Origin of the sequence: Streptomyces soli, from assembly GCF_003999195.1 — a bacterium.
Taxonomy (GTDB): domain Bacteria; phylum Actinomycetota; class Actinomycetes; order Streptomycetales; family Streptomycetaceae; genus Actinacidiphila; species Actinacidiphila soli.
Genome location: NZ_RJVR01000327.1, coordinates 29185 through 46663, shown reverse-complemented (window position 1 = coordinate 46663; position 17479 = coordinate 29185). Strand labels below are relative to the sequence as shown.

The 17479-nt window shown below is 69.0% G+C and carries 18 protein-coding genes and 1 pseudogene; 13 read left to right on the top strand and 6 right to left on the bottom strand.

Annotated features, from left to right (window positions below; translation table 11 throughout):
* Positions 1-490 precede the first annotated feature (490 nt).
* From EFK10_RS38625 to EFK10_RS38590, 8 genes are all read left to right on the top strand, one after another.
* Positions 491-1555, top strand: coding sequence for a phytanoyl-CoA dioxygenase family protein (locus EFK10_RS38625; RefSeq protein WP_127360364.1), 1065 nt, complete (start codon positions 491-493; stop codon positions 1553-1555).
* Complete coding sequence (locus EFK10_RS38620; protein ID WP_127360316.1) at positions 1537-2847, top strand: DUF6271 family protein; 1311 nt, start codon at positions 1537-1539, stop codon at positions 2845-2847. The genes EFK10_RS38625 and EFK10_RS38620 overlap by 19 nt, the downstream gene beginning before the upstream one ends.
* Positions 2848-2855: 8 nt before the next feature.
* Entirely contained in the window at positions 2856-4043 is a 1188-nt protein-coding gene (locus EFK10_RS38615; protein WP_407647234.1) for a type III PLP-dependent enzyme domain-containing protein, read from the top strand.
* Positions 4040-4609 (top strand): GNAT family N-acetyltransferase, encoded by a 570-nt coding sequence (locus EFK10_RS38610; protein WP_127360315.1) that lies wholly within the window; start codon positions 4040-4042, stop codon positions 4607-4609. Before EFK10_RS38615 ends, EFK10_RS38610 begins: the two co-directional genes overlap by 4 nt.
* A gap of 5 nt (positions 4610-4614) precedes the next feature.
* Entirely contained in the window at positions 4615-5814 is a 1200-nt protein-coding gene (locus EFK10_RS38605) for an MFS transporter (protein ID WP_127360314.1), read from the top strand.
* Positions 5815-5888: 74 nt separating this feature from the next.
* Complete coding sequence (ung, locus tag EFK10_RS38600; protein ID WP_127360362.1) at positions 5889-6563, top strand: uracil-DNA glycosylase; 675 nt, start codon at positions 5889-5891, stop codon at positions 6561-6563.
* 40 nt (positions 6564-6603) lie between these two features.
* Positions 6604-7536, top strand: coding sequence for a class I SAM-dependent methyltransferase (locus EFK10_RS38595; protein ID WP_206305757.1), 933 nt, complete (start codon positions 6604-6606; stop codon positions 7534-7536).
* Positions 7537-7563: 27 nt separating this feature from the next.
* Positions 7564-7986, top strand: a complete 423-nt coding sequence (locus EFK10_RS38590; RefSeq protein WP_127360361.1) for a hypothetical protein — start codon at positions 7564-7566, stop codon at positions 7984-7986.
* Between the two features lie 37 nt (positions 7987-8023).
* Here the strand turns inward: EFK10_RS38590 and EFK10_RS38585 are convergent, their stop codons facing one another.
* Positions 8024-8443: a hypothetical protein gene (locus EFK10_RS38585; protein ID WP_240677733.1), complete on the bottom strand. Its 420-nt coding sequence runs from the start codon at positions 8441-8443 to the stop codon at positions 8024-8026.
* Between the two features lie 71 nt (positions 8444-8514).
* Positions 8515-9027 (bottom strand): DinB family protein, encoded by a 513-nt coding sequence (locus tag EFK10_RS38580; RefSeq protein ID WP_127360313.1) that lies wholly within the window; start codon positions 9025-9027, stop codon positions 8515-8517.
* A gap of 55 nt (positions 9028-9082) precedes the next feature.
* Between EFK10_RS38580 and EFK10_RS38575 the strand changes: the two genes are divergently transcribed.
* Entirely contained in the window at positions 9083-9982 is a 900-nt protein-coding gene (locus EFK10_RS38575) for a Gfo/Idh/MocA family protein (protein WP_164836319.1), read from the top strand.
* Here EFK10_RS38575 and lnt read toward each other — a convergent pair.
* A complete protein-coding gene (lnt, locus tag EFK10_RS38570) occupies positions 9954-11492 on the bottom strand; it encodes an apolipoprotein N-acyltransferase (protein ID WP_164836320.1) in 1539 nt (512 codons plus the stop codon). The genes EFK10_RS38575 and lnt overlap by 29 nt on opposite strands.
* Positions 11493-11658: 166 nt before the next feature.
* Here lnt and EFK10_RS53600 point away from each other — a divergent pair, with 166 nt between their 5' ends.
* Entirely contained in the window at positions 11659-11847 is a 189-nt protein-coding gene (locus EFK10_RS53600; protein WP_127360311.1) for a PAS domain-containing protein, read from the top strand.
* 91 nt (positions 11848-11938) lie between these two features.
* Positions 11939-12278 (top strand): annotated as a pseudogene (locus tag EFK10_RS51350) (ATP-binding protein); the annotation flags it as partial.
* A gap of 7 nt (positions 12279-12285) precedes the next feature.
* Here EFK10_RS51350 and EFK10_RS38555 read toward each other — a convergent pair.
* Positions 12286-12978: a hypothetical protein gene (locus tag EFK10_RS38555; protein WP_127360310.1), complete on the bottom strand. Its 693-nt coding sequence runs from the start codon at positions 12976-12978 to the stop codon at positions 12286-12288.
* A gap of 286 nt (positions 12979-13264) precedes the next feature.
* On the opposite strand from EFK10_RS38555, the gene EFK10_RS38550 reads away from it, so the two are divergent.
* Positions 13265-14137: an Fpg/Nei family DNA glycosylase gene (locus tag EFK10_RS38550; protein WP_127360309.1), complete on the top strand. Its 873-nt coding sequence runs from the start codon at positions 13265-13267 to the stop codon at positions 14135-14137.
* Between the two features lie 3 nt (positions 14138-14140).
* Here the strand turns inward: EFK10_RS38550 and opcA are convergent, their stop codons facing one another.
* Together opcA and zwf are read right to left on the bottom strand one after the other, a co-directional pair.
* Entirely contained in the window at positions 14141-15082 is a 942-nt protein-coding gene (opcA, locus tag EFK10_RS38545) for a glucose-6-phosphate dehydrogenase assembly protein OpcA (RefSeq protein WP_127360308.1), read from the bottom strand.
* Entirely contained in the window at positions 15079-16656 is a 1578-nt protein-coding gene (gene zwf, locus EFK10_RS38540; RefSeq protein ID WP_240677732.1) for a glucose-6-phosphate dehydrogenase, read from the bottom strand. The genes opcA and zwf overlap by 4 nt, the downstream gene beginning before the upstream one ends.
* Before the next feature lie 233 nt (positions 16657-16889).
* Here zwf and EFK10_RS38535 point away from each other — a divergent pair, with 233 nt between their 5' ends.
* Positions 16890-17444 (top strand): DoxX family protein, encoded by a 555-nt coding sequence (locus EFK10_RS38535; protein ID WP_127360307.1) that lies wholly within the window; start codon positions 16890-16892, stop codon positions 17442-17444.
* Positions 17445-17479: the final 35 nt, after the last annotated feature.

Below are 17479 nucleotides of genomic sequence, written 5' to 3'. Positions count from 1 at the left end.
CCGCCGGCAGGCCATGCCGTCTCGGCGGCCGTCGATCACACCTTACGTAGTGGCGCGGTCACCATCGTGCCCACCAAAGCGGAATGGCTCCTTCTTCTGTGCGGGCTGGCCATCAGCTCTACGTGAACCGGCGATCCCGTGTGTTTCGAGCACCGGAACTTTCCAATTCGGCAGTTGACACACGGAGTTGGTCTAGTCCATTTTGGTGTGACACGAGTTCAGGAAGTGACCTGCGCGTCGCAATACCCCTCGCGGTGCGCAAGTTGACCGGTGGAACCCATGAGGACACGCCAAGTGCCCCTCGCCCTGCGCCCGTTCGCCCTGGCAACGACGCCCATCGCTGTGCGTATCAAATTCCTTACCGACAGCTACGCGCGATTGCTGTCGTCGGCGCCGAATGCGCCGATGTATCTCCACGCAGCCGATGGGTCCCGGCGCAGGGACGGTCTGGGAGCGGTCCACTCAAGAGATTCGAGCCTTGGAGCGACGTATGCCGGCGCCCTACCACTATCTTCATCGAGCCCCCTCGGACGTCCCGTATTTCAGCCGGGACGGCGACACATATCTTGCCGAGACGCCGTTGCGGGATCTCCGAAAAACGCAGAAGCTCCGGGTGTTGTCAAAGGAGGACTTAACCTTCTGGCAAACCTACGGCTACGTCGTGGTGAAGCAGGCGATTCCTGCCGCCTCGGCGGATCGCCTGCTGGAGTTCGCCTGGGACTTCCAGGGGCTCGATCCGGCCCGGCCGGACACCTGGTACGAGGAACGCGAGTTCCGTTCGGATCTCGACCGGGAACTGCACATCTACGGGTTCGTCGAGGCGTACCAGCACCAGCTCATATGGGACAGCCGCCAGGCGCAGCGGGTCTACGACGCCTTCGTCGACGTGTGGGACTGCGAAGAGCTATGGGTGACTCTGGACCGGCTCAATCTCAATCCGCCCAACATCAAGAACCGCGACCGCGCGCTGATCGCCCCCACGGAGCGCGGGTTCGACATCAACCTCCACTGGGACATCGACACCACGCTCGGTGTGCCGCCGCAGCGGGTCCAGGGGATCATCGCGCTGAACGACACCAACCCGGAACAAGGCGGCTTCCAGTGCGCGCCCGAGCTGTTCCGTCAGTTCGACCGGTGGGCGGCGCTCCAGCCGGCGGACCGGGACCCGATCCGGCCCAACATCGACCGGACGGAGTTCCCCGTGGTCCGGCCTGAGCTCAAGGCCGGCGACCTGCTGATCTGGAACGGTCTGCTGGCACACGGAGTGGCACCCAACACCTCGGAGAACGGCGTTCGAGCCGTCCAGTACCTCTCCATGATGCCTGCGCTGGAGTCGCATCAGGAACTGAGGCGTTCCCGCGTCAACTCATGGCGCCATCTCAGTACGCCGGAGTGGAACAAGACGCTCGTCGGTGATGCCACGAGGCATGAATCCCTCAGGTACGACACCGCCAAGCTGACCGACCTGGGTGCCAAGCTGCTGGGTCTTGAATCCTGGAGCGAGCGGGACCTCGAACCGTCGAACGAGGAACGGGTATGCGCAAAATCTGTCTGACTCTCCCGACCAACAGGGCCTGCGCCGAGACGATATCGGCTGTCCTTGAGGAGGCGGCCTACGCCGCCGAGCACTTCGACGTCGAGGTCCACCTCCTGATTCTGGACTCCTCCGACGAGCCCGCCCTCACGGAGCACGCGAAGGTCGCCCACGAGTCGCCCACCGTGCCGAATGTGATCGTGCACCACCTCGGCGAAGCGGAGCAGCGGGAGTTTCTGCAGCGGGTGATCCACCATGCCGGTGTCGCCAAGCCCGAGCTGGTGCTGGAGCTCATGCTCCCGTCCGATCTCTCCTACGGCGCCTGCACCAACCGTGCGTTCCTGATCGGTGCCGCGCTGGGCTGCGAGTCCATCCACCGCCGGGATTCGGACATCCTTTATCAGGTCGTGAACGACGCGCCGGTCTTTCCCATCCACCACGAGCTCATGTCGATCGGAAAACGTGCGAGCGACGCGGTGGACGGCGTGGACGAGACCACGCTGGACCCGAATCACGCGCACAAGCCGGTGACGATGGTGGGCAGCTCCTTTGTGGGCGAGATGTCCGTGGACATCGGTGAGATGTACCGCCTCGACCGCGACGCCTACTACGACGTGGTCAGCCTGTGGGCGCCCGGCCATTGGTCGGACGAGAGGAAAAGGGAGCTCGTCGACGAGTCGTTCCGGGGAGCCGGCTCCGAGGCGTTCACCCACGATCACTCGACCTTGACCATCGTCGACCCCATGCGGGTCGACATGAGCAACATCGCCTTCCACCAGGTGCAGGAATGGGTGCCGCTGCCGCCCGCGACGGACACCATCGGCAGCGACTACTTCCTCATTCACCTTGTCCACGACGCGGCATTGCCCGGCGTTCTGCACAATCGCCACCTTGTGAACTTCTACACGCCGGAACGTCGAACCGGTCCTGGATTCATCGCGTACCAGATGCGGTTCGTGAAGTTCTTCTTGTCGATGCTCTACTTCAACTTCGTCTACGACCGGATGGCAGAGGCCGGCGAGTCACTGCTCGACGATCGGGACCAGGTACGCATACCCGCGATCACCGAGTTCGTCAGGGAGAGCACCCTGTTGGACCGAGCGGAGAACATCCAGCGGCTGGACACGATCGACCGGTCCTATCGAAAGCTGGGCGGCAAGTACGCCGAGTTCGCCGACATCGTGGCGTCACGCCGGGAGCGACTGCTCGACGAAGCCCAGCAGGACAACAATGACTTCGCACTGCTGATCGAGGCATGGGCACCAATGATTCACGCGAGCAGAACCACCCAGCTTCAACGGCAGCCTGGCTGAAACCATCGATGATGCACGAGAACGTATCCATGCTCGCCGCCCTGGCCGCCGCCGGCGAGGACCAGATCATCTTCGATCTCGCAGGAATCGAAGCACGCTACGAAGCTCTCGTACGGGATCTGCCAGGAGTCTCCGTTCGCTTCGCCATGAAGGCCTGTCCCGTGGACGAGGTGATTTCCCGCCTGGCGGAGAAGGGCGCCGGAGTCGACGCGGCAGGACCCAACGAGATTACGCAGGCGATCAGCTCCGGCGTCCCCCTCGAAAGAATTCACTACGGCAACACCATCAAGTCCGACCGGGACATCATCGACGCGTACCGTCTGGGCATCAGGGACTTCGCCACCGACAGTCTGGAAGACGTGGCGGCGATCGCAGCCTGTGCTCCCGGTGCTCGGGTGTTCTGCAGGCTGGCCACTGACGGGCAGGGAGCGCTCTGGGGGCTCACCAGCAAGTTCGGCTGTTCGGCCGCCGATGCGGTGCTCGTGTTGGAAAAAGCGCGGGAGGCAGGCCTGAAGCCGGCCGGGCTGTCTGTTCACGTCGGTTCACAGCAAATGACGTCCGAAGGCTGGCAAAGCGCTTTCGAGCGCCTTGTCGACGTGCTCGCGGTTCTGCACCGGGGTGGCATATCGCTGGATTACGTCAATCTCGGCGGCGGCCTGCCGGCTCTCGGTTATCTCGACAAGCGGGGCGAGCCGCTCGACCCGCCGATGGACAAGATATTCGCCATCATCCGCGAGGGCATGCAGCAGTGCAGGGAGGTGCCCGGACACCACCTCGACTTCATCGTGGAGCCCGGGCGCCATCTCGTCGCCGACCACGGCGCCATCCGGGCACACGTCTCCCGGCTGTCCAGGCGACAGAACCTGAACGGTGAACGTCAGTACTGGCTGTATTTGAGCTGTGGCAAGTTCAACGGCCTCTATGAGATGGACGAGTTGCAGTACCGGCTCGTCTTCCCCTCGCATCGTGACGGCGAACACGTTTTAGCCAGGGTCGCAGGGCCCACCTGCGACAGCGATGACGCCTATTCCCGTGAGCACGGCCTGGTCCAGGTGCCCGAAGCGCTCGCATCGGGAGATCCGGTCTGGGTGCTCTCCAGCGGAGCCTACGCCATGAGCTACATGACACAGGGATTCAACGGCTTCAGCCCGCTTCCCTACACGTGCATAGGCGGCATGGAGGGCACTCGCAGATGAGCAGCGACGTACGCATACGCCCTGTCTCCGACGGCGACTGGAGCGACATAGTAGCGCTGGAAAGCAGTGCGTATTCCGCCATCGGACTGTCGGAGGAGCGGACCGCGCTGGAGTCCAGAGTCCGCGTGTCGCCGACCACATGCTTTGTGCTGAATGTCGAACAGCGACTGGCGGGCTACCTATTGGCCCTGCCCTACCCGATGTTCGAGTATCCGGATCTGACCCGCACGGAGGAGATCGTTTTCCGCTCGCGCAATCTGCATCTCCATGATCTCGTCATTGCCGAGGATCTCCGCGGCAGGGGGCTTGCGAAGCGTCTCCTGCACCACCTCACCGCAACGGCCGGGTCGCAGGAGTACGAGCAGATCTCGCTGGTCGCCGTTGCCGGCAGTGAGACCTTCTGGTCGGCGAACGGATTCACCGTCCACCACGGGGTGGTCCCCGCGGGGGGTTACGGCGCGACTCCGGTGTACATGTCCCGGGCGGTGCCGGCAGACCGTACCGAGAAAACGAAACCAACCAGCGGTTTGCTGCGCGGGCATTCATCGCAAGACGAAGTGGGCTGATTCATATGTTCCGCGTTCACGATCCATTCCGCCGAGCACAGTTGGCAATCGCCGCTCTGTTCTGCTGCCTGGGTTTCCAGTACGCCACCTGGGCATCGCGGCTCCCTGCCATCAAGACACACCTTGGCCTGACCGCGGCGGAAGTCGGCCTGCTGCTGATGGCCACCGGTGTCGGCGCGGCTGCATCGTTTCCCCTGGTGGCCATGCTGATGAGACGGCTGGGTTCCCGGCGCCTCTCGCTGGTGTCGGCTCTCGGCCTCGCGCTGCTGCTCCTTGTGCTGTCCGTGGCGCCGAACTACCCGATCGCTCTGGTGATCATGTGCTGCGACGGAGTTCTCGTGGCATGCCTCAACGTCGCCATGAACGCCCAGGGAGCCGCGCTCGAAGCCACATACCAGCGAAACGTCATGTCCAAGCTGCATGCGACCTTCAGCGGTGGGTCGTTGGGCGCCGCGCTCCTGGCTTCGGGCCTGAACACGGTGACCTCGACCGTGGCCGTGCATTTCGGTGTGGCCACCGTCATTCTGCTGCTGCTCGTCGGGTACGCCAGGTCGGGACTGCTGCCCCAGGAGCAGCCCGCTGAGAAGCAGCAGGAGAAGAAGAGCCGCACCAAGTGGACCCTACCCGCGCGCATGACGCTGTGGATGGGCTCCGCCATGGCCTTCGGCACCGTGACAGAAGGCGCCATGAACGACTGGTCGGCCCTCTACATGAAGGACGTCGCCAAGGCATCGGCGGAACTGGCGCCCATGGGCATCGCTGTCGTCTCCGTCATGATGGTCATGGCTCGCCTCTTCGCTGACGGGTGGCGCAGCCGCTGGGGCGACGGCCGGATTGTCCGTGGCGGTAGCGCACTTGCCGGCGCCGGGCTGGCGCTCGCCCTCCTGAGCGGTGGCGTGGTGCCGGCCCTGATCGGCTTCGCCTGCGTCGGGCTGGGTATCGCAGCCGTCACCCCCTGCGTCTACGTAGCTGCCGCGGGACAGGGCTCGGACGCACTGACCCTGGTCGCCACCATGGGAACCATCGGCCTGCTCGCAGGACCGCCGGTCATCGGCTTCATAGCGAACTCCACGGGGCTCGTGTGGGGCCTGGGCGCCGTCGCCGCCTCGGCGGTCTTCGTATCCCTGTGCAGCACACAGATCCGCTGGACGGCCGCAGAGCCGGACCTCGCTCCGGAGGTGCGGGACCGGCTCGACGCCGCGTGAGCGATTGTCAGTGGTCCCCGGTACGTTGAGCTCCAGTAACGGATCGTGTACCGGAGGTTCCAGACGTGCCCAGCATGCTGCCCGAGTCCTGGCAGGCCGTCCTCGGTGGGGAGTTGGACAAGCCCTACTTCAAGGAGCTGACCGAGTTCGTCGAGGCCGAGCGGGCCGCGCACAAGATCTTCCCGCCGCGTGACGAGGTCTTCGCCGCTCTGGATGCGACGCCGTACGACCAGGTCAAGGTGCTGGTCCTGGGCCAGGACCCGTACCACGGCGAGGGCCAGGGGCACGGCCTGTGCTTCTCGGTGCGGCCCGGGGTGAAGACCCCGCCCTCGCTGCGGAACATCTACAAGGAGATGAAGGAGGAGTTCGGGTACCCGGTCCCGGACAACGGCTATCTCATGCCGTGGGCCCATCAGGGCGTCCTGCTGCTCAACGCGGTGCTGACCGTCCGCGAGGGCGAGGCCAACTCGCACAAGGGAAAGGGCTGGGAGAAGTTCACGGACGCGGTGATCAAGGCGGTCTCCGGGCGGCCCGACCCGGCGGTCTTCGTCCTGTGGGGCAATTACGCGAAGAAGAAGCTGCCCCTGATCGACACCTCGCGGCACGCCGTCGTGCAGGGCGCGCACCCCTCGCCGCTGTCCGCGAAGCTCTTCCTCGGCAGCCGCCCCTTCACGCAGATCGACGAGGCGGTCAAGGCGCAGGGCCACGACCCGGTCGACTGGCGGATCCCGGACCTGGGCGCCGCGTAATTGCCTTGCCCGGGGCGGCGCGGATCTTCGACCATCAAGCATGGCTCTCGAACTCCATGTCCTCGCCTACTACGAGCAGGGCGAGGAGGACGGCCGACTCCGTGCCGGCGTCAACCGGCTGGAATTCTGGCGCACCCAGGACGTCCTGAGGCGCGCACTGCCGCCCGCCCCCAGCCGCGTGCTCGACGTGGGCGGGGCGAGCGGAGTGCACGCCGAATGGCTCGCCGCCGACGGCCACGAGGTCGAGGTCATCGACCCGGTGCCGCTGCACGTGAAGCAGGCCGGGCGGCTCCCCGGCGTGACCGCGCGGCCCGGCGACGCCCGCGACCTGCCGTACGGGGACGGCTCGTACGACGTCGTGCTGATGCTCGGGCCGCTTTACCACCTCCCCGAGCGGGCGGACCGAGTACAGGCCCTGGCCGAGGCCCGCCGGGTCGCTCGCCCAGGCGGGCTGGTCGCTGCGGCCACCATCAGCCGTTACGCGGGGCTGCACGACGGCCTCAGGACCGCCCGCTACTTCGAACGCGAGGTGCGGGCCCTCAAGGACGAGGTCCTGGCCACCGGCCATCTGCGGCCCACGGGCGACGTAGACCTGTTCACGGACGCCTACTTCCACGACCCCGACGAGATCCCCGCCGAATTCGCCGAGGCCGGCCTCGCCGACGCCGTGCGCTACGGGCTCGAGGGCACCGCCTGGCTCATGGTCGACATGGACGCCCACCTCGACGACCCCGAGCGCCGGGCCCTGGTCCTCGAAGCGCTCCGGGCCGTGGAGACCGCTCCCACGCTGCTGGGTGGGAGCGAAGCGACATGGGGGTCCTCTCCCCCAGACTCCGTCCGGGGGGACCCCCACCAGCCTGGCGGCTGGGAGGTGCCCCCACCGGCCGAAGGCTGGGGGAGGGCATCTGCTGACCACGGCACGCGCCTGACGGGAGGCACGCGCCTGACGCGATTTGTCAGACTGGGCGTATAGCGTTGGCTCGTGGTGAATGACGAGGTCATGACGCGGATCGGCCAGGTGGTGATGCTGCTGCACGGCGGGGACCGCGAGGAGGCACGCAACCGCTTCCTCGCCCTGTGGGAGGAGATCGGCGAGGACGGCGACCCCCTCCACCGCTGCACGCTGGCGCACTACATGGCCGACACCCAGGACGACCCGGAGGAAGAACTCGTCTGGGACGGACGGGCGCTGCGCGCCGCCTCCGGCATGAGCGGAGAGACGGCGCGCGGCTTCTATCCCTCGCTGCACCTCAACCTCGCCGCCTCCTACTGGAAGGTGGGCGAGGAACGCATGGCGCGAAGCCACCTCAGCCGGGCCCGGGAGGCCTGCAGCGGGCTCGGCGACGACGAGTACGGCGACGGGGTCCGGGCCGCCATCGGGCGCATGGAGCTGCGCCTGACCGGCTCCGACCAGTTGCCGTAGCCCTTCAGTGCCGTAAGCCTTCAGCTGCCGGAGGCCTTCAGTTGCCGTAGGCCCGCCGGCAGATTCGCGAGGCGTCGCTCTGGCCCGTCCAGCCCCCGTACTTCTCGCCCATGTCGCAGACATTGCCGCCACCGGGGACCTTGGGCACACCGCGGGGGAGCGGCCTCTCCGCGGCCGGAGCAGGCGCCTGACGGTGGCGCCGCACCGGCTGGTTCACCGCTGCCCGAGGCGCGGCCCGGTGCTCCGGCTTCCGCTTCGGCGACTCCGCCGGCTCGGGCCGTACGGTGGCCAGCGCCTCGAGCGCCGGCCCCTGGACCATCGGCGCCGGCCGCCCCACCGGCGAGGGCGCCACAGGCCCCGAGGCGGGCTCGGGCCCGGCAGGCCCAGGGGACACAGTCACACACCCGGAGACGGCCGAAGCCGCCGCCAGGACCACCACCACTGTCAGTAGACGCACCCGGACAACTCTCACGTACCGGGCGGAGGTTGGGTATGCCCCCAAAGAGTGATCTTGGTGGGCGGGCCGGCCTACTCGCCCGTCTCGCCGTCGATCCGCTCGCGGATCAGATCGGCGTGGCCGTTGTGCCTCGAGTACTCCTCGATCATGTGGATGTAGATCCAGCGCAGCGAGAACTCCTCGCGTTCGCCCTTCCGCACCCGGCTGCCGAGGTCGTCCAGCGAACGCTCGCGGGCCACCGCCCGCGCGTGCTCCACCTCGTCCCGCCAGGTCGCGAAGGCCTCCGCGGTATCCGCCTCGTCGAGGTCGTGGAACTCCCCGTCACGGTCGGCCTCGCTGTAGTAGAGCGGCGGCGCCTCCTCCCCGGCGAGGACATCGCGGAACCACCCCCGCTCCACCTCGGCCAGATGTCGTACGAGCCCCAGCAGCGTCAGCTCGGACGGCGGCACGGTCGCCTCGCGCAACTGCGGGTCGGTGAGTCCCTCGCATTTGAGGGCCAGGGTGTCGCGGTGGAATTCCAGGAAGCCTTCGAGGAGGGTGCGCTCGTCGGCGACGTTCGGCGGGTCGATGCGTTTGGTGGTCATGGCGGCCATCATGGCCGCCGCGGCCGGGCAGCCGCGACGCAATATGCTGAGCCACATGAAGATCGGGGTAATAGGGCTGGGCGACATAGCCCAGAAGGCATACCTGCCGGTGCTCGCCGCCCAGCCGGGCCTGGACCTGCATCTGCACACCCGCAGCCGCGCCACCCTGGACCGGGTCGGTGACGCGTACCGCATCGCGCACCGCCACCCCACCCTCGACGGCCTGCTTGACCAGGGACTTGACGCCGCCTTCGTGCACGCGCCCACCGGCGACCACGTCGGGATCGCCGAGCGGCTCCTTGAGGCCGGCGTCCCGGTCTACCTCGACAAGCCCCTCGCCGCCGACCTCGGCGGTGCCGAACACCTCGTCCAGCTCGCCGCCGACCGCCGCGTCAGCCTCATGACCGGCTTCAACCGCCGCTACGCGCCCGCCTACACCCAGTGCCTGGACCACCCCCGCGACCTGATCCTGATGCAGAAGAACCGGATCGGCCTCCCCGGGAGTGCGCGGACCTTCGTCTACGACGACTTCATCCACGTCGTCGACACCCTGCGCTTCCTTCTCCCCGGCGCGGTCCAGGACACCGCCGTACGGGCCAAGACGCGCGACGGAGCCGTGCACCACGTCGTACTGCAGTTGTCCGGTGACGGCTTCACGGCCATCGGCGTCATGAACCGGATGAGCGGCTCCACCGAGGAGCGGCTCGAGGTGTCGGGCGAGGACACCAAGCGCGAGGTCCTCAACATCGCCGACGTCATCGACCACAAGGGCCAGCCCACCCTCCGCCGCCGTGGCGACTGGGTACCGGTGGCCAGGCAGCGCGGCTTCGAACAGATCACCCATACCTTCCTGGACGCCGTACGCAGCGGGAAACTGCTCGACGGGCAGGACAGCCTTCGCACCCACGAGCTGTGCGAACGGATCGTCACCGAGATCGGCGCGCAGACCGCCTGACCGCCGCCACCGCGTACGCCTCGTAGGCGGCGGCCAGCGCCAGCAGACCGATCGCCAGCTTCACCACCCAGTCCCCGTACCGGTCGTACGGGCTGCGCCCCTGCGACAGCGGCACCTCGTAGACGGCGGTGGTGCTGCTGTCCGTACCGAGCCGCGGGCCGATCTGCCGCCCCCGGGCGTCGTACACCGCGCTGACGCCGGTGAGCGTGGCGTGCACCATGGGGCGCCAGGACTCGGCGGCCCGTAGCGCGGCCAGCGAGGCGTGCTGCTCGGGGGCCCAACTGTTCTGGAAGGACGAGGTCGAGGACTCGGCCACCAGTAGCTGCGCGCCCTTGCCCGCCAGGCTGCGGCTCATGTCGGGGAAGGCCGACTCGAAGCAGACCAGCGGGCCTATCCGCAGGTGTCCGGTGTCCATCACCACCTGGTGGCTGCCGCGCCGCCGGTCCTCACCGGCGGCCTTGCCCACCGAGGTGGCCCAGCCCAGCAGTGAGCGGGCCGGGATGTACTCGCCGAACGGCACCAGGCGCATCTTGTCGTAGCTCGCGCCGACCTGCCCGTCCGGGCCGATCAGCACCGAGGTCTTGGAGATGCCGTGGCCGTCGGACCGCCGGGCGTCGACGTTGACCAGCACATCGGCGCCGACGTCGCGGGACAGGGCGGCCAGGCGGCGGGCGATGTCCGGACGCGAGGTCAGGTCGAAGCCGACGCTGCTCTCGCCCCACACCACCAGGTCGACGCCCCGCCCCGCGAGCGTCCGGGTCAGCTGCTCGCCCCGGTCGAAGCGGCCCTGCGCACTCTCGATCACCCCCGGCTGTACGACCGCGACCCGCACCCGCGCCCCGCCGGTGCCCGGCACCGGCGCCCACAGCCACACCGCGTCCGCCGCGACCGCCACCAGCGCCAGCGCGACGCAGGCGGGGATCCGGGCCCGGGGGACGGCGATCAGCACGGCCAGCGCCGTGTTCACGGCGAGCACCAGCGCGCTGATCAGCCAGACCCCGCCCACCGACGCCAGCCGCAGCGCCGGCGCCACCTGCCACTGGCTGGCCCCTATCAGCCCCCACGGGCCGCCCAGGTACTCCCAGGAGCGGGCCAGCTCCACCATCAGCCAGCCGCACGGCACCAGCACCAGCCCCGCGCCCACCCGCCCGGCACCCGGCGCCCCGCCGAGCAGTCGGCGCACCAGCCACCCCCACAGCGCCCACAGTGCTCCCAGCAGCAGCGCAAGGACCACGATGAACACATGCAGGCTGGACCACAGCCAATGATGTACGGCGATCATGAAGCCGGCGCCGCCGAGCCACCCGTCCAGCGCAGCGCGCCGCCCCGTCGGCGCCGATCTGACCAGCAGCAGCCACGGCACCAGCGCCCCGTAGGCCAGCCACCACAGCGACGGCGCCGGAAAGGCCAGTGCCGGAAGCGCCCCGGCCGAGACGGCCGCCGCTCCCCGGGCCCATGGCGACGCGGGCCACCCCGAGGACCTCAGGGCTGCCCGGCGGACCCTGCTCATCACCGGGCCGGTGCCGATCGTCACTGTCACGCGCGCTCCTCACGATCACCTTGTCTCAGTGTCAACGGTGGGCAGCGCTGTGCACAGGGTGCCACGCGCCGCTTGAGACCGGAGAGAGGAGGGATCATCCTGAGGGTAAGCCGTGGTGAGGACGAGAGACCTGTCAATGGGTACAGAGGCCGACCGAGGTGGCGAGGACGAAGGCCGCGGGCGCACAGCGCCCGTGGTCCCTGCCGTCGCGGTCGATGCCCGGGGGACCGTCGTCGCCTGTGACCCTGCCGCCGCTCGGCTGCTCGGCCGGGAGCCCGCCGACGTCATCGGGCGCCCCCTGCGCGACCTACCGGCGAGACGCTGACCCGGGAGAGCTACGCCCGCGCCCCCGGCCACGCCCGCGAGCACGCGTGGTCCATGTACTTCTTCCCGCTCAAGGACGAGTGCTGCTCTCCGATCCGGCCATCGTCGCCGAGGCCCGCAAGATGGCCGCTGAGCAGTTGGAGGAGTGGGGACTCGACGAGATGGTGTTCACCACGGAGCTGGTGGTCAGCGAACTCGTCACCAACGCCATCCGTTACGCGGGCGGTGGCCCCATACAGCTGCGCCTGATCCGCGACACCACCCTCATCACCGAGGTCTCGGACGCCAACAGCACCGCCCCTCACCTGCGCCGGGGCCCGCTCTTCGACGAAGGCGGTCGCGGTCTGCTGCTGGTCGCCTCTCACCCAGTGCTGGGGCACCCGGCAGACCCCCGCCGGAAAGACCATCTGGGCCGAGCAGGAGCTCTCCTGACGTTATGTCAGTGCCGCCACGTGCTCTGGTTCCGGCCGCCCGCAGACGCCTGGCCGTCCTGGCTCCCCTGATATCCGGACGCGGTCCCGGATCCGGTGGGGGCGCGGTGCCGGCCGGTCTGGTCCTGCTGGGAAGCCCGCTGGGCGGCGGCGGCCCGTGCGATGGCCTCCTGCCAGTCGTTGGTGTCCCATGTGCCGCTGGCCCTGGCGTGCTTGCCGCTGCCGGTCGTCGTGGCGGCCGTCACGACGGAGGTGGTGGACGTGGTCGTCGCCGCCGAAGTCCCGGAACTGTTCGCACGGTCCGACGTGGACGCCTGCTGCGCGACGTCAGCCTTCGCGCCGACGACAGACCCCGTCGCGACCGGTTCGGAGGCGACATCCGCCGTGTCCTCCGCGGCCGACTTCGGCGGTTGCGGGGTGTGGGCCTGTGCTGTGGTCGACGACCCGCCGTGCGGCATCAGCAGGGACAGCCCCGCGACCGCGCCCGTCGCCGAGAGCACCACGGTGACCGCCGAACCGGGCCCTGGGCGGCGTGCCCGCCGCGCGCGGTGCCGGGCACCGACGACCTCGCCGCTGATCACCCTGGCACCGCCGGGCTCGCTCGGCTGCAGCGGCCGGGGGTGGGGTATCACCTCGGTCGGGTCCAGCGCACGCCCCGCCACGCCCTTCGGGACGGCGGGCATCGGGAGAGGTTCAGCCATGGTCCCTGATCATTCAGGTCAGCCCGTCCGCTGTCCAGTTCTCCATCTCTCTCCTTGCGTGGGAATCCCGGCCTTCAGGCCGGGCGGGAAACGCATCCTGAGTGCCGGAGCCGCGATATGCTCCGCATCTGCCTCGGCAGCGGTCAGGGCTTGGCCGTCATGAGACTCCTTGGAGTCGAGTGAGAAGCCCCCTTGTTTACGAGGGGGAGGAGTCACGGAAACGAACTGTGGCGGACGACGGAACAGTTGCCATGCAGTCCGCCGCGCGCTGCGGCACACTGGGCGTATGCCGGAGCTCCCGGAGGTCGAAGCGCTCGCCGGATTCCTCACCGAGCGGCTCACCGGCCGTGCCATCGGCTGGGTGCTGCCGGTCGCGGTGAGTGTCCTGAACACATACGACCCCCCGCTGAGCGCCCTTGAGGGGCGTACGGTCAGCGGCGTGCGCCGGCACGGCAAGTTCCTCGACATCGCCACCGAGGGCGGGCCGCACCTGGTCTTCCACCTCGCCCGCGCCGGCTGGCTGCAGTGGAAGGAGAAGCTGCCCGACACACCGCCGCGCCCCGGCAAGGGCCCGCTGGCGCTGAGGGTGGTCCTCGCCGAGCCCGACGCCGACACCGGCTTCGACCTCACCGAGGCGGGCACCAAGAAGAGCCTCGCAGTCTACGTCGTCGCCGACCCGGCGGACGTACCCGGCATCGCGCGGCTGGGCCCCGACCCCCTCGACCCGGCCTTCACCCTGGAGGCGTTCACGGCGCTGCTCAGCGGCGAACGACGGCAGATCAAGGGAGTGCTGCGCGACCAGAGAGTCATCGCGGGCATCGGCAACGCCTACTCAGACGAGGTGCTGCACGTCGCCCGTATGTCGCCCTTCAAACTCGCCGCGAGCCTCACCGAGGAGGACATCGCCCGGCTCTACCAGGCCATCGGCAGCACCCTCGGCGAGGCCATCGAGCGCTCACGCGGCATCGACGTCGGCAAGCTCAAGGCCGAGAAGAAGAGCGGCCTGCGCGTGCACGGCCGCACCGGTGAGCCCTGCCCGGTCTGCGGCGACACCGTGCGAGAGGTCTCCTTCAGCGACTCCTCGCTCCAGTACTGCCCGACGTGCCAGACAGGCGGCAAGCCCCTCGCGGACCGCCGCCTGTCCAGACTCCTGAAGTAGCCGTCAGGCAGCGGCTGTCGCGCCCTCGACCGGCTTCTCCTCGTAGCGCAGCGCCTCCGCGTACGCCTCGTCCGGGTCGAGCCGGCGCAGCTCCTCGGCGATCAGCTCCGCGGTCGTCCGCACCTTGAGCGCCAGATGCCGGATCGGCTGGCCGGGAATCGACAGCCTGGCCAACGGCCCCTCCGGCCGGTCGATGTGGATCTCGCCGTCGGGCGTGCGCAGCCGTACGGCGGTGACCACCGGGCCTTCGGTGACCACCCGCTCCACCGGCACCCGCAGCCGCGCGCCCAGCCAGCGGGCCAGCAGTTCGGCGCTCGGGTTGTCCGCCTCGCTCTCCACGGCCGCCGAGGTGACGGTGGCCCGGGCCTGGTCGAGCGCGGCGGCGAGCATACTGCGCCACGGGGTCAGCCGGGTCCAGGACAGATCGGTGTCGCCGGGGGTGTACGAGGCGGCCCGCAGCGCCAGTTGCCTCAGCGGCTGCTCGACGGCGTACGCGTCGGTGATCCGCCGCTGGGCCAGGGCGCCGAGCGGGTCATTGGCCGGATTCTCGGCTGCGTCGACCGGCCACCAGACGACGACGGGCGCGTCCGGCAGGAGCAGGGGCAGCACCACGCTGTGCGCGTGGTCCGCCAGTTCGCCGTGCATCCGGAGCAGGACGGTCTCGCCGGTGCCGGTCTCCCCGCCCACCCGTACCTCGGCGTCCAGGCGGGTGTTCTTGCGGTCGCGCTGGGTGCGGCCCGGGCGCTTGATGACGACCAGGATCCGCGACGGGTGTTCCTTCGAGGCGTCGCTGGCGGCCTTGAGGGCGTCGTAGTGGTTGCCCTCGTCGGTGACGATGACGAGGGTCAGCACCATGCCGACGGCCGGGCTTCCGGTGGCCCTGCGGGCCTTGATCAGCGCGGAGTTGATTTTGCTTGAAGTGGTCTGTGTCAGGTCGATGTTCATGGCCGGCGCCAGCTCCTGCCGTCTCGTGCGAGCATCTCGTCCGCCGCTTTCGGGCCCCAGGTCCCGGCCGTGTACTGCTCGGGCCGGCCGTGCTTGTCCCAGTATTCCTCGATCGGGTCGAGGATCTTCCAGGACTCCTCAACTTCCTGGAGGCGGGGGAAGAGGTTGGCGTCACCGAGGAGGACGTCCAGGATCAGCCGCTCGTACGCCTCCGGGCTGGCCGTGGTGAAGGACTCGCCGTACGCGAAGTCCATCGTCACGTCCCGGATCTCCATCGAGGTGCCCGGCACCTTCGAGCCGAAGCGCACCGTGATGCCCTCGTCCGGCTGGACCCGGATGACCAGGGCGTTCTGCCCCAGCTCCTGGGTGTCGGTGGTGTCGAAGGGGGAGTGGGGAGCCCGCTGGAAGACCACCGCGATCTCGGTGACGCGGCGTCCCAGGCGTTTGCCGGTGCGGAGATAGAACGGCACGCCCGCCCAACGGCGGTTGTCGATCTCCAGTTTGATGGCGGCGTAGGTGTCGGTCTTGGACTGCGGATTGATGCCCTCCTCCTCCAGGTAGCCCACGACCAACTCGCCGCCCTGCCACCCGGCGGCGTACTGGCCGCGCACGGTGTGCTTGCCCAGGTCGTCCGGGAGCTTGGCGGCCTTGAGGACCTTGAGCTTCTCGGTGACCAGGGCCTCGGCGTCGAAACCGGAGGGCTCCTCCATCGCGGTGAGCGCGAGGAGCTGCAGCAGGTGGTTCTGGATGACGTCGCGGGCGGCGCCGATGCCGTCGTAGTAGCCGGCCCGGCCGCCGATGCCGATGTCCTCGGCCATGGTGATCTGGATGTGGTCGACGAACGACCGGTTCCAGATGGGCTCGAACATCGTGTTGGCGAAGCGCAGCGCCAGGATGTTCTGGACCGTCTCCTTGCCGAGGTAGTGGTCGATCCGGAAGACCTCCTGGGGCGGGAAGACCTCGTGGATGACCTGGTTGAGCGCCTCGGCGCTCTTGAGGTCGTGGCCGAAGGGCTTCTCGATGACCGCGCGCCGCCAGGAGCCGGCCGGGGCGTCGGCCAGGCCGTGCTTCTTGAGCTGCTGCACCACCTTGGGGAAGAACTTGGGCGGCACCGAGAGGTAGAAGGCGAAGTTGCCGCTCGTCCCCCGCTCCTTGTCGAGCTCGCCCACCGCCTCGCGCAGCCGTTCGAAGGCCTGGTCGTCGTCGAACTCGCCGGGCACGAAACGCATGCCCTCGGCGAGCTGCTGCCAGACCTCCTCGCGGAACTCGGTCCGCGAGTGTTCCTTCACCGAGTCGTGGACGACCTGCGCGAAGTCCTCGTCCCCCCAGTCCCGGCGGGCGAAGCCGAGCAGGGAGAAGCCGGGTGGCAGCAGGCCTCTGTTGGCCAGGTCGTAGACGGCCGGCATCAGCTTCTTACGGGACAGGTCACCGGTGACGCCGAAGACCACCAGGCCGGACGGGCCGGCGATACGGGGCAGACGGCGGTCGAACGGGGCGCGAAGCGGGTTGTGCCATTCTGCGCTTCCCTTCGCCGCAGACCCTGCCGCGCCGGCCTCGGCCGTTGGACTACTCACCCTGATCAGGGCTCCTTCCGAGTTGCTCTGTGCGAGCGAACCGCCGAACGGACGTGGTTGTTCCCGGGTCTGTTTCCGGGCCCGCCGTGGGCTCGTACCCGCGAACCCGTCCGAGATCACCTCCGGAGCGCCGCGTGGGTGCGCGGCATGCCCGATCGGACCAGCCTGGGCGGCGCCGGACGGGGCAGGCGCGAAGACTGGACACCTATCCGCCGCCAGGAGAGGACCCGGTCATGGCCCAGTTCAACCGGAAGGACCTCGGACTGCTCGCCCTGCGTCTCGGCCTCGGCAGCGTGCTGTTCGCCCATGGCGCCCAGAAGCTTTTCGGGTGGTTCGGCGGTCTCGGCCTGGACGGCACCGCCTCCGCCATGGAGCACATGGGCTTCGTGCCCAGCAAGCCGAGCGCCCTGGCCGCCGGACTCGGCGAGGCCGGCGGCGGCGCCCTGCTCGCCCTTGGCCTGGCCACCCCCGCCGCCGGTGCGGCCGCGGCCGGCGCCATGGCCGGAGCCGTCTCGGTGCACGCCCCAGCCGGCTTCTTCGCCATGTCCGGCGGCTTCGAGTTGCCCGCCTTCCTCGGCTACTCCGCCGCCGGCATCGGCATCGCGGGGCCCGGCCGCTACTCGCTCGACCACCTCACCGGCCACTGCCTCGACCGCCCCTGGGTGGGGGCCGTGGCCTTCTCCGCGAGCGCCCTCGCGGCCGCGGCCGTGCTGACGCACCGCGCCAAAATCCTGCGGGAACGGGAACAGCAGGCGCCCGACTCCGGGTCAGGGGCCGCGCAGCCGTAGGCTGACCGCTGGGGGCGCCCGCCCCCGGAAGAGGT